The sequence below is a fragment of the Amycolatopsis sp. NPDC052450 genome, assembly GCF_044547565.1.
Classification (GTDB): Bacteria; Actinomycetota; Actinomycetes; order Mycobacteriales; family Pseudonocardiaceae; genus Amycolatopsis.
In genome coordinates this window covers 915,269-927,178 of record NZ_JBIUAQ010000001.1, presented here as the reverse complement: position 1 = coordinate 927,178, position 11,910 = coordinate 915,269, and the positions used below count along the sequence as shown (strand labels likewise).

Annotated in this window: 11 protein-coding genes; 4 read left to right on the top strand and 7 right to left on the bottom strand. The window is 69.7% G+C overall.

Translation table 11 applies throughout. From position 1 onward, the window contains the following. Nucleotides 1–41: 41 nt before the first annotated feature. Nucleotides 42–2,723 carry a tetratricopeptide repeat protein gene (locus ACIHAO_RS04550; RefSeq protein ID WP_396554711.1) on the bottom strand — a complete coding sequence of 894 codons (2,682 nt, stop codon included), beginning with the start codon at nucleotides 2,721–2,723 and terminating at the stop codon, nucleotides 42–44. A 135-nt stretch (nucleotides 2,724–2,858) separates the two neighbouring features. On the opposite strand from ACIHAO_RS04550, the gene ACIHAO_RS04545 reads away from it, so the two are divergent. The 4 genes from ACIHAO_RS04545 (at nucleotide 2,859) to ACIHAO_RS04530 (ending at nucleotide 6,186) form a co-directional block, all read left to right on the top strand. Next, nucleotides 2,859–3,611, top strand: coding sequence for an ESX secretion-associated protein EspG (locus tag ACIHAO_RS04545; protein ID WP_396554710.1), 753 nt, complete (start codon nucleotides 2,859–2,861; stop codon nucleotides 3,609–3,611). 94 nt (nucleotides 3,612–3,705) lie between these two features. Continuing rightward, a complete protein-coding gene (locus ACIHAO_RS04540) occupies nucleotides 3,706–4,122 on the top strand; it encodes a hypothetical protein (protein WP_396554709.1) in 417 nt (138 codons plus the stop codon). A gap of 11 nt (nucleotides 4,123–4,133) precedes the next feature. Continuing rightward, nucleotides 4,134–4,685, top strand: coding sequence for a DUF3558 family protein (locus ACIHAO_RS04535; RefSeq protein WP_396554708.1), 552 nt, complete (start codon nucleotides 4,134–4,136; stop codon nucleotides 4,683–4,685). A gap of 19 nt (nucleotides 4,686–4,704) precedes the next feature. Next, entirely contained in the window at nucleotides 4,705–6,186 is a 1,482-nt protein-coding gene (locus ACIHAO_RS04530; RefSeq protein ID WP_396554707.1) for a PPE domain-containing protein, read from the top strand. Nucleotides 6,187–6,229: 43 nt separating this feature from the next. Here the strand turns inward: ACIHAO_RS04530 and ACIHAO_RS04525 are convergent, their stop codons facing one another. The 6 genes from ACIHAO_RS04525 to ACIHAO_RS04500 form a co-directional block, all read right to left on the bottom strand. Beyond that, nucleotides 6,230–7,195, bottom strand: a complete 966-nt coding sequence (locus ACIHAO_RS04525; protein WP_125787405.1) for a glutamate ABC transporter substrate-binding protein — start codon at nucleotides 7,193–7,195, stop codon at nucleotides 6,230–6,232. Further along, nucleotides 7,195–8,589, bottom strand: coding sequence for a hypothetical protein (locus tag ACIHAO_RS04520; RefSeq protein ID WP_396554706.1), 1,395 nt, complete (start codon nucleotides 8,587–8,589; stop codon nucleotides 7,195–7,197). Before ACIHAO_RS04520 ends, ACIHAO_RS04525 begins: the two co-directional genes overlap by 1 nt. A gap of 95 nt (nucleotides 8,590–8,684) precedes the next feature. Continuing rightward, nucleotides 8,685–9,323 carry a response regulator gene (locus tag ACIHAO_RS04515; RefSeq protein WP_396554705.1) on the bottom strand — a complete coding sequence of 213 codons (639 nt, stop codon included), beginning with the start codon at nucleotides 9,321–9,323 and terminating at the stop codon, nucleotides 8,685–8,687. Next, a complete protein-coding gene (locus ACIHAO_RS04510) occupies nucleotides 9,320–10,447 on the bottom strand; it encodes a sensor histidine kinase (protein ID WP_396554704.1) in 1,128 nt (375 codons plus the stop codon). Before ACIHAO_RS04510 ends, ACIHAO_RS04515 begins: the two co-directional genes overlap by 4 nt. 8 nt (nucleotides 10,448–10,455) lie before the next feature. After that, a complete protein-coding gene (locus ACIHAO_RS04505; protein ID WP_396554703.1) occupies nucleotides 10,456–10,578 on the bottom strand; it encodes a hypothetical protein in 123 nt (40 codons plus the stop codon). 67 nt (nucleotides 10,579–10,645) lie between these two features. After that, on the bottom strand, nucleotides 10,646–11,905 hold the full coding sequence (locus ACIHAO_RS04500) for a GAF domain-containing protein (RefSeq protein WP_396554702.1): 1,260 nt from the start codon (nucleotides 11,903–11,905) through the stop codon (nucleotides 10,646–10,648). Nucleotides 11,906–11,910 lie beyond the last annotated feature (5 nt).

Below are 11,910 nucleotides of genomic sequence, written 5' to 3'. Positions count from 1 at the left end.
TGGTAAGGCGAACCATCGCAAGTAGGTGACGAATTGCGGGGCTAGGTGAGGGTGCGCGGCCGGATCGCGTTCGCCTTGTCGACGAGTTCGACACGCTGGTCGACCGTTCCGGCCAGGCGGGCGAGGGTCCGGTAGCAGCGCTCAAGGCCGAACCGCAGGTCTCGTTCGTCCAGCGCGCAGCCCAGCACCTTCGCGCCCGGCGTCGGCTGGTTCTGCGAGTTGAGCCAGCCGTGCGCCGCTTCGAGGACCTCCGCCGACAAACGCGTGCGGCGTTCGGCGTCGAGCTGCAACCGCTCCAGGCGCGTCGAGGCGTCGACGAGATCCCGCTCGGACACCATCACCGGGTCCTTGCCGCCGCCGTTGATCCTGGTCTTGATCTTGATCGCGGCCACCTGCGCGGCGACGTAGTGCGACGAGGACGCAGGGACGGCTTCGAGCACCTCGATCGCGCTGGCCCTGGCGCCCTGCGCGAGGTACACGCGAGCGAGGCCGAAGGCGGCGCTGACGTACGACCGGTCCGTCCGCCACACCAGCTCGTAGTAGCGCGCGGCGCCGAAGTAGTCCCCGACCCCTTCCGCGCTGACGGCCAAGGCCAGCTTCGGCGCGATCTCGCCCGGAAGGTCGTCGTACACCGCTTCGAACGCGACGTGCGCGACGCGGGACCGTCCGCCGGCGAGCTCGATCAGGCCGCGGTACCAGTCGATCCGCCAGTCGTGCGGGAAGCCCGCCTTGATCGCGAGGTACTGCGCGGCCTGCAACTGCCGTTGCGCCTCGACCAGCTCACCGAGCTCGATGCGGGCCCGGACGATGCGCAACCGGACCTCGATCGACTCCCGCGGCGCCCCGGCCAGCGACTCGATCGCGCCCTTGGGATCGAGCGCGACCGTCGACGCGAGCACGCCCGCCGCCGGGTCGTCCGTGTCGACCTGCGGGATCGGCAGCCCCGAGACCACCTCGCCCGGATCCGGCAGCGGCACGCTCCCGCCGTGCTCCGGAACGACCAGGTCGACGCCGAACGTGCGGGTCTCCGGGCCGAAGACGGTCGAAGCACCGGGTCGCGGTTTCCCGGTGCCCAGGGCCATGATCTCGCGGAGCACACCGGTCAGCTGGTCGGCCATCTCCTCGGCCGCGATGAACCGGCGGTCCGGGTCGGAGTGCGTGGCGCGCTTCAGGAAGCGGTAGTACGAACCGAAGAGCGCGAACAACGGGACGACGTCCGGGCCGGGCAAGGTCGTCTTGTACTTGCTGGTGTAGCCCGAGAATTCGAAGCTGAGGACGGCGAGCGTGCGGCCGACCGTGTACAGGTCCGATGCCACCGAAGCGCCGTGGGTCGCCAGTTCGGGCGCGCTGTAGCCGGTGGTGAAGAACAGCGGGCTCTCGTAGTCGTCGACGCGGCGGACCGCGCCGAGGTCGATCAGCTTGAGCTGCTCGTGCGTCTGGATGACGTTGTCGGGCTTGAGGTCGCAGTACAGCAGGTTCTGGCTGTGCAGATAGCCCATGGCGGGCAGGATTTCGAGTCCGTAGGCGATCACCTGGCCGATCGGCAACGGCTCTGGGCGCTTCGTCTCGCGATGGTGCGCGAGCGCGAGCTGGCGCAGCGACTGGCCGCCGACGTACTCCATGACGATGTAACCGACCGAGTTGCCGGTGTCGCCGTCCGGATGCTGCACGAAGTTGTGGATCTTGACGATGTTGGGATGCTCGACCTCGGCGAGGAACCGCTGCTCGTTCGCGGCGGCCGCCATCGCGGTGGCGTCACCGGTGTCGATCAGGCCCTTGAGCACCACCCAGCGGTCGCTGACGTTGTGGTCCTGCGCGAGGTAGATCCAGCCGAGCCCGCCGTACGCGAGCGCGCCGAGCACCTCGTACTGACCGCCGACGATCTCGTTCGGCCGCAGCTTCGGGACGAACGAGAACGGGTTCCCGCACTTCTCGCAGTTGCCCTCGGGTGAACCGGGTTCACCGTCCTTGCCGCGGCCGACCTTGGCACTGCAGTTGCCGCAGAAGCGTTTCTCCTCCGACACCATCGGGTTCTCGAGGACCGCGGACGCCGGATCGCGATACGGCACCTGCGGGACGTCGACGAGCCCGGCGCCGAGACGGCCGCGGCGCGAGGTGCGGGACGACGTCCGGCGCGCGGTGCCGGGGAACGAACCCGTGCCCGTGCCCGTTCCCGTGCCGGTGCCCCGGCTGCCCGATCCGGTGCCGGTGCCGGTACCCCGGCTTTCGCTGGCACGTTCGGGCAGGACGCTTTCCGTACCCGGGTCCGGCAGGGGCCCCGGACCGTTGTCGACGCGCGGCGTCGGCGGCATGATGCTCTGCGTCTCCGGCGTCGGCGAGGAGAGCACGCTGGTCGGCTGCGGCGCGTCGGCGGGCGCCTGCCACGCCGGGCGGACGACCTGGGTCTGCGGGCTCACCGGGGCCATGTCACCCGGCGGGCGCGTCGGGTCCTCGGCGCCGGGGATCGGCCGCTGCTGGCCGCGCGGCGGAGTCTGCGGACGCTGGACCGGCGCGTGATAGATCGTGCGCTCGGCGTCCTTCTCCGGCTCGGGCTGCTGCTTCGGCCGCGGCGGCTCGTTGAGATCGAGCCTGCCGGAAATGGACGGTTCGGGCGTTTCCCAGCGGACCGGCGCCGGCGGCGTCCAGGAGGCGGGCTCCGCCTCACGATCCGGCGTGGCGTCGTCCGGCGCTGCGTGCCGAGGACGGCGCGGCTCTTCCGACACTGGTACCTCCCGAAATCCCCGCGACAGCGTCGCCCCTGATCCTAGACGTGAGCAGGCAGGTCGTGCCCGCGCCGGGTCGAACCCGCTACGGTGCGAGAGAGAACCGATTCAGCAGGTGATGAGGGGGAGGGACCGGTGCCTGCGTCATTTTCGATGTCGATGGCCCAGCTCGACGTCGTACTCGAAGAACTCGGGCTCGGCAGATTCGTGCTGCCCTACGAAATCCCGACCGTCGGAACCACCTTCACGGAACGCGAGCGGCACTGCGAAGAAGTCTGGGCCGAGCTGGCCGATCGAGGCTTCGCCCGCGACCGCGAACTCCTGCGCGACCACGAACAGACCCTCCGGCTCTGGGCCACCGGGGACTTCGTCGTCACCATGGAAGCGCACGAAGTCGAGCAGGACGCCGAATACCTCTACCGGGGCGCTTGGAACAGCAGTCTCGGCGTCGTGAGCCAGCAACGCGGATTCGACATCCTCTTCGAGCCGGTCTACCCCGAACAGGTCGTCGCGACCTTGCTCGGCTATCTGCCGTCACTCCAGCCGTTCCCCGGACGGGTGACGACGTCCAGCACCCTCCCGCCGTCCAAACGACCGGACGACCCGTTCGACGAGGACCCGGACAACCTCCGCCTCGGCGCCGCCGCCCGCTTCTTCGAACACCCGCTCGCGCGACTGGGCACGATCAGCCTCACCCTGCGCGACGACCGCGGCAAACCGCAGCAGAAAAGCGTCCAGTGGTTCGACAGCGTCCAAGGCCGCTTCATGCTCACCACCGACCGCTTCCCCGACGGCGAAGTCCGCCGCACATTCACCCCGACGAGCGGCTCTCACCTGGCACGATGGGTCCACGACCTGGTCGAAGCCGCCCGCGTCGGCAGCGCGTGATCCTCGCCGGAAGGCGGGCTTCGAGGCCGTTCCCGCTGATATCGTGATCTGACGAGCGCTACGAGTAACCGGGACTTGGTACAGGGGAGAGACCATGACTGACGGCACCGGCGGACCGCCGGGCAACTTCTCGGACATCCTGGGCGACTTCTCGGCGCAGGCCGATCGGATGGTGAAGGCCGCCAAGGACGGGGACTTCAAGGTCAGCGAAGAGGCCGGGGAGGCGTTGAAGACCGCCATCAACGATTACGTCACCGACTGGGCATACAACCAGATCCGGTTCCAACGTCTTACGGAAACGCCCAAGTTGGGTACTGGCCCATTCGCACAGCAAGTCGGCCAGCACGCGATCCTGGTGGCTGACGGTGACGAGTTGTCAGCCAAGACCCAGCTTGACGCGCTGCGCGATGTCCTCAACCGCGCCGAAGAAGCCATCAATCTGGCCAAGTCCAAGTATTTACAGCGAGACACCGCCAACGCCGACCAGCTGAAATCTCTCCAAAAGGACTGACAAAGATCGACATGATCACGAAATCACAGAGCCTGCTCGTCGTCTCTTTGTCGGCCCTGCTCGCTGTCGGACTTTCCGCCTGCTCCACAGAGAAACCTGGCAACGCCACACCTGTGCAGACACAGCCCGGTGGAACGTCGGTATCGGCGAGCACCGCTCCTGAGGACGTCTTCGGGAAGCTGAAAGCCTGCGATCTGCTGGAGCCGACGAGCACAGCCAAGGGCTTCGACCCACCTGCCGAGGAAACCTACGAGAGCGACAACGGCTGCGGTACACGGAAGTACGGGTACGGCTCGGTGACCCTCTACCTCGTTCCCGAGGCTGGGATCGACCAACTGTCTGCCGGCCAAGGAACCAAGATCCCGACGAAGGTCGGTGAACGGGACGCGGTCGAAATCCCTGGAGACGCCGGCAAACAGGCCTGCACGGTGGCGATCGCCGTCACCCCGACCGCCCGCATGACGGCATCGACCGGTCTGAACAAGGGAACCAACGAAGAAGCCTGCGCACTCTCCCGCGAGATCGCGACGGCCGCTGAACCGAAGCTGCCTAAAGGCAACTGACTACGGAACGAGAGGGACCATGGTCAACGTCGGGCAAGACGACTTCGACAGCAAGTTTTCGGCGATGGGCAACCCCGGCCGGACGTACGAGGCCAAGCGGTATTCCGACACGTACAACGAGGTCAACGCGGGTCCCGGGGGCAACTCCGTCACCGCGAGGCTGACAGCCGAGGCGCAGGCCGGGCAGTACTCGGCCGATCAGGCCGCGGCGCTCGCGCAGGGTCAGCAGTTCCGCGCCGGGCTCAATCCGTCGGAACAGCGCTATGAAGCCGTCCCGCACGGCGAGCTGAAGAACATGGTCACGCAGGACCTCGATCCGGGGGACATCGACGAGAAGGGGCAGCTCTGGAACAACCAGGGCAACTCCCTGAACACCTTCAGCAACGCTGTCCGTGACGCGATCGGCAAAGAGGGCGAGCATTGGCAGGGGGACGGCGCCAAGTCGGTCACCGATTTCTTCACCAACGTCAGCAAGTGGGCCGACACCGCGGGTGACGGCGCGTATCTCGCGTCCAACCGGTTCTCCCAGTCGGCGGCCGCGGCCACCACCGCGAAGAACTCCATGCCCGAAGAGGTTCCCTTCGACCGCAACACCGAGTACAAGAACGCCCTCGGCCAGCTCGCGTCGGGGAACTACGCGGGTGCGGTGGACACGGTCAGCAACATTTCGGCCAAGCAGGAGCAGTCGTTCCAGGCGCATCAGCAGGCCGCGCAGGTGATGCACACCTACGACCAGTCGCTCTTCGACGTCAATTCCAAGCAGCCCACGTTCGCTCCGCCGCCGGAGATGGGTGATTCGACGGCGGCGTCCGGGTTTTCCGGGGGTACCGAGGCCAAGGGTTTCAGCAGCGGCGGGCCGGTGCCCAACAGCGGGCCCGGCATGCCGGGGCCGGGTGGTGGGCCGAGCGGGCCGACGCCGGGGCCGGGGATCACCACGGGCGGCGGGCATACCGGGGTGTCCGGGCCGAATCAGTCGTTCGGGGGGTCGCAGGGGTCGTTCCGGCCGGGGCCGACGCCGGGGCTGGCCGCGATGAACGGGCCTGGCCCCACCGGGCTCGGGCGGCTGGGCAGCGAGCAGTATCGCGGGAAGCCCGGCCGGACGCCGAGTGGGCCCGGTGGCAGTGCGGCGAGCCGGTTGACCAGTGGCGGCGGGGGCGGCGGGTTCGGGCGCAACGGCGGGTCGGGCAATGTCGCCGAGCGGCTCGCGGGCGGCAAGGTTTCGGCCGGTGACGCCGAAAAGCTCGCGGGCAAGGGCGGCGGGTCCGGGGCGGGCAAGCTGCCGGAGGAGCGGGTCACGCGGGGAGGCGCGGCCGCGGCGGGCAAGAGCGGTGGGCCGGGTGCCATGGGCGCGGGCGCTCCCGGTGGCAAGGGGCAGAAGGAAGAGGACAAGGAAAAGAAGGCCCCGAACTACCTGCAGGAGGAAGACGCCGACGTCTTGTTCGGCGGTTACGAAGGCGAGATGAAGCCGGTGCCGCCGGTGATCGGCGACAAGTCCCCGTAAGAGGAAGCGGGCCGTTCGGGAACGAATCCCGAACGGCCCGTTCTCACTTGTACACCGCCGAAGGCGGCGTCCCGCCTTCGAGTTTGTTCCCGATCCATTTCGCGTAGATCGACTGCCACGCGCCACCGCGCACGTTTTCCAGCACGGCGTTCACGTACCGCACCATGTCCTCGTTCTCCTTGGGGACACCGATGCCGTAGTTCTCCTCGGTGAACCGGTCCCCCACGATCTTCAGCGTCGGGTCCTGCGCGAGCATCCCGGCGAGGATGACGTCGTCCGTGGACACGGCCTCGACCTGCTTCTGCTGCAGCATCACCAGGCAGTCGGACCAGTTGTCCACCGAGACCGGCACCGGCTTCGAGGGGTCCGACGCGATCTTCGTCAGCGAGGTCGACGTCTTGGTCGCGCACACCCGCCGTCCGCCGAGGTCCGAAAGCTGGGTGACCTTCGACCCGGATTCGACCAGGATCCGTTGCCCCGCTTGGTAATACGCGGTCGAGAAGTTGACCCTCTTCAGCCGGCTGCAGGTGATGCTGTAGGTCCGCACCACGATGTCGACCTGCTTCTTCTCGAGCACTTCTTCGCGCAGTTTCGACGGGATCGCCCGGAACTGCACGCGGCCTTCCGCGCTGCCGAAGATGGCTTTCGCGATCTCGTTGACCATGTCGATGTCGAAGCCTTCGAGCTGGCCCGACGTCGGGTTCCGGAAGCCGAACAGGAACGTTGTCTGGTCGACGCCCGCGACGAGTTTGCCGTTCTCCTTGATCTTCGCCATCGTCGAGCCGCTGGTGATCGACGTGCCGTTGGTCGGCCGCAGGCTGGCCAACGGGTTGCAGCTCGTGTCGGTCGTCCCGCCGCCGCCGGCGTTGTCGGCGCCGCCGACGTTCGCGGGCAACGGCGGCGCGACGTCGCCGACGGGTGCCGGGTCGACCGGCGCCCCCGCGCTGCCGCAAGCCGTCGCCAGCACGAGGACCGCGCCGAGCACGGCCCCTCGCAGACCGTTCCGTATCACCGGTACTCCCTCAGCCGTTCACGGATTCCCAACGCGGACCCCGCCGCCGCGAGCAACGCCAGCACCGCGATCCCCGGCGGGAGCAGGGTCAGCGCGCGTTCGGCGCCGCGGGTGTCGTCGAGGAACTCCTGTCGCCCCACGTTGATCGCGGCCACCAGGTTCTCGTCGAGCCGCAGGAACGCCCCGGCCGCGCCGTCCTTCTTGTCGTCGCGGATGGCCGTGCCGACGGCGTCCTGGTAAAAGCCGTCGTCGTCCTGGCGCCGCACCTCGGCGTGCGCCTTGAACCACGCCGACGCCGCTTGGATCGCCGCGTCGACCTTCTCCGCGGCCGCGCCGCCCGCCGCGAGGCCGCGTGCCTCGCCCAGCAGGCCACCTTGCCCGTCGGTGCCGCCGAGTTGCGCGGCGAGGGCACCGAAGTCCTTTTCGTACGCCGCGCCGTCGCCGCGGGCGACGAGGGTCAGTGTCTCGTCGGCTCGCGCCTGCAGCGCCGCGATACGGGCGCGCACGAGGACGTCCACCTGGTGCGAGCCGTCTTCCTCGCCGCTGCCGACGAGGCTGCTCTGCACGATCAGCGCCACCGCGCCCCACAGCAGGGCGACCACCACCGACGCGGTCGCGACGACGAGGCCGACGTTCAGCAGCCGGTTGGTCTTCCGCGTCAGATGCACCTGCGTGACGATCAGCGCGGCGAGCAGTGCGAGCACCAAAGCCGTTGCCAGCCAAGGGAATCCGGTCGCGTCGTCTTGTTCGGCGGCGAGCCGGTCGGTGTCGATGCGGTACAGATCCTGTGCGGCGGGAAGGATTTTCGCCCGCATCAGCTCGGATGCCTCTCGCAGATAAGAGGCACCGACAGGATAGCCCTGCCGGTTGTAGACACGCGCGGTCTCGATCAGTCCTGTGTAGACGGGGATCTCGCGGCCGAGGGTGTTGATCTGCTCGGCGGCTTCGTCGACGCCGGAGGAGTCCGACGCCGCCTTCGCCAGCGCCGCCCCGGCTTCCGCGATGTCGCGTTCGTACCGCTGGCGCATCGGGAGCGGCTCGGTGCCGATCGAGAGGAACGAACTGGCCGCTGTCGCGTCGGCGTCCGAAAGCGCGCGGTAGACCTGCTGCGCGGCGGCGGCCAGCGGTTCGCGGTGGTCGATCAGGCCGTTGATCGTGTCCTTCTTGTCCTGCGCGGCCAGCGTGCCGAACAGTCCCGCGACCAGCGACAGCAGCACGAGGCCGATCGCGATCACCGACAGCCTGCCCGGGGTGGTCGCCGCGGACCGGATGATCGCGCGGATCCCGTTCCCCGGCAGTTCGAGCAGCCCGGCGATCCCGCTGCGGCCCTCCGGCGCAGGGGGCGGCGCGGGGCTCCCCGGCGGCCCCGGCCGGGTCACAGTGCTCGTCATCGCCGATCCTCCCCATTGGTTCTACCCGCAAAGAAGGTATCCGAGTCGGGATCAGCGCAGCCAGTGACACCGGCGTGTGTCATCGGCACGTGATCTCAGAGGCCCTTTTCCAGTCCGTAGCGCACGGCTTCCGCACGATTGCGCACACCGATCTTGGCGAACGCGTGATTGATGTGGCTTTTCACGGTGGCCTCGCCGATGTACAGCTCGGCGGCGATTTCCGGATTGGACAACCCTCGGGCGATGAGGCCGAGCACTTCGGCTTCGCGGGTGGTCAGGCCGTCCGGGAGTTCGGCCTTGGCCCGCGTGACCGTTCTGGCTTCGAGCGCGGCGACGAGTCTGTCGGAGACTTCGGCGGCGAAGATCGCCTGTCCGTTGGCGGCGGAGCGGATGGCCGCCCCGATCTCGGCGCGTCCGGCGTCCTTGGTCAGGTAACCGCGGGCTCCGGCACGCAGCGCGTCCGCGATCGAGGCGTCGTCCGCGTACGTCGTGAGGACGACGACAGCGACGTCCGGGTGATCGCGTTTGAGCAGTCTGGTGGCGGCCACCCCGTCCAGGACGGGCATGCGCAGGTCCATCAGCACGACGTCGGCCGCGGTGTGGCCGAGCAGGTCGAGCGCTTGCCGTCCGTCGCCCGCGGAGCCGGCGACCTCGACCCCGTCGATCAGCCCGAGCAGGGCGACCAGCCCTTCGCGCATGACCTGCTGGTCATCGACCACGACCACCCGGATCACGCCCGCACCACCGCCTCCACCGTCCAGCGCCCGTCGACGGCGCCCGCGGTCAGCGTGCCACCGGCGAGCGCGAGCCGCTCCCGCATCCCGGTGAGACCGAATCCGCCGGTGTCCGCCGATCGGCTGGTTTCGCCGAGCTCGTTCCACACCCGCAAGCGGACCTCCGCCGGAGTGAAGTGCAGCCGGAGTGACACGGGCTGCCCGGCGGCGTGCTTGGCCGCGTTGGTCAACGCCTCCCGCGCGACGCCCACCAGCGACACCACCTCGGCGGACGGCAGTGGCCGCTGCTCCCCCTCGACCTCGAACGAAACGTCGTCGTGGTGCGCGTCCGCCAGCCGCCGCAAGGCTTCGGCCGGTGACGGGACGTCGCTGCGCAAGGCGGCGACCGCGTCCCGCGCCTCGGCGAGCCCGTCGGCGGCCAGCCGCCGCGACAACCGGACCCTGCCGAGCGCACCGTCCACATCGGACTTCTCGGCCAGCAGGGCCTCGGCGACCTCCAGGTGGATTCCCAGCGCTCCCAGCGAATGCGCGAGGACGTCGTGGATCTCCCTGGCGATCCGCGTGCGCTCGTCGAGCGCGGCGGCCCGCGCGTGTTCGGTCCGCGCCAGCTTGGTCTGCTCCAGCAGCGCGGCCGCCTGCGCCGCCTGCACCTCGTACTGCCGCCGGTTCAACCCCAGCAGCATCAGCACGAGCAGCACGCCGGCGTTGCCCAGCACCAGCGGTCCGGACGCGCCCGCGACCAGGCCGGTGACCGCCGCGAGGCCCGCGTCGAGCCCCACCACCCCCATGATGGCGGCCACCGACGGCTCGGTCAGGGTGGCGAACTGGCTGACCGTGACCACCGCCAGCACGATGGCGGAGGAGTCCTCCGCCCAGCCGAGCGCGATCGACGGCGCGACGCTCGCCACCGCCAGCAGGACGGTCGCCACCCGGGGGAACCGCGGGGAGGCCGCGACGAATCCCAGCCAGCAGGCCCCGCAGACGCCGTAAGCCGTCCAGATCCACGCGCCGGACTCGCTCGCGGTCAGCAGCACCACCACGACCGCGGCCGTGCCGAGCAGCTGGACGACCAGCCAGCTGGGCGCGATCGTGTCCGGCAGCAGCGGCCTCTCCCGCTTCCCCATCTCGCCCCTCAGTGCTCGCTCAGCCGTGTGATCAGCTCGACCAGGATCAGCCGGTAGGCCAGGAATCCCAGCAGGACGACGACCCCTGCGACGGCCAGCGCCAACAGGCCTTTCGCGTTCATCTTTCCCATGTCACGGACGTTAGGCACGCCGAGGGGTGGACCGGGACCATCGCCGGGTTGACCCCGGGGTGGAGGTTCAGGCGCGGACGGCGGGCGCGACGGAATGCGGGAGGACGTCGCCGTCGGCGGGCCGTTCGACGAGCACCTCGACGTCGTCCGCGAAACGGTACGGCCTGCCCAGCAGGATCCCGCCGAAATGCCGCCGCATCCGGGACATCTCGGCGCGAACGGTGACGGTGCGGCCCGCGTCGCCGAACAGGTCGCGCGACAGTTCCGACGCCGACCTCCCCTCGCGATGACGCGCGAGGACGTACAGCATCTCCGCGTGCCGCGGGCTCAGCCGATGCGACCACGTGCCGGCCTCGCCCGAGACGCGCAGCGTGCTCTCGCGCGCCGACCTCAGATCGAGCACGACCCGCGTCGGCGGCACGTCCTCCTCCTCGGTGAGCCGGACGAGCCACCCTCCCGGCAGCGGCTCCAGCAGGCAGTTCCCGTAGGTGGGCAGCCAGGCCCGGCCCGCGGTCGCGTCGTTCGGCAGCGCGATCCGGCCGACCGGGACGAGGCCCGCCGACGCCGCGATCCAGCCGTGTGGGTCGGCGATCACCGCCCTGCCCTTCACCTTGGTGAGCAAGGGTGACGCCAGCCCGCGCAGCCGTTCGAGTTCCGAGAGATGGGTGGTGCGCAGCTGCGCTTCGGCGAGTTTCGCGACCGTGTCGACCAGTGCGAGGGTGGTCGGGTGCACGGTGGAGGCCGGGCCGGAGAGGTCGACGACGCCGAGCAGCCTGCCGTCCCTCGGATCGTGCAACGGCGCGGCGGCACAGGTCCATTCGTGCTGGCTACGGACGTAGTGCTCGGCCGAGTAGACCTGCACCGGATGCCGGACGACCAGCGCGGTTCCCATGGCGTTGGTGCCGACGGCGTTCTCACGCCAGTCGACGCCGTCGACGAGGCCGAGCCCGTCGGCGCGGCGGCGGACCGCGGTGCTGCCGTCACGCCACAGGACGCGGCCGCCCGCGTCGACGACGACCATGATGTGCGCGGCCTGTTCGGCGAGGCTGATCAGGCCGCCTCGCAGGGCGGGCAGGACGGCGGCGAGGCCGCTCTCGCGACGGCGGGCTTCCAGCTGCTCCGGGGCGAGCGCGGGAACCGGCGCGCCGCGGTCCGGGTCCAGGCCGAGCCGGCGCATCCGCTGCCAGGAAGCGCCGATGACCGCGCGCGGATGGCTCGGAAGCGCGCGACCGGAGAGGGCGGCCTCGTGCACTTCGGCGAGGGCGCGCGCGTGACGGCGCGGATCCGCGCCGACCGGCAAAGCCGCCTCCAGCCGCACCTGGCCCACTCCTT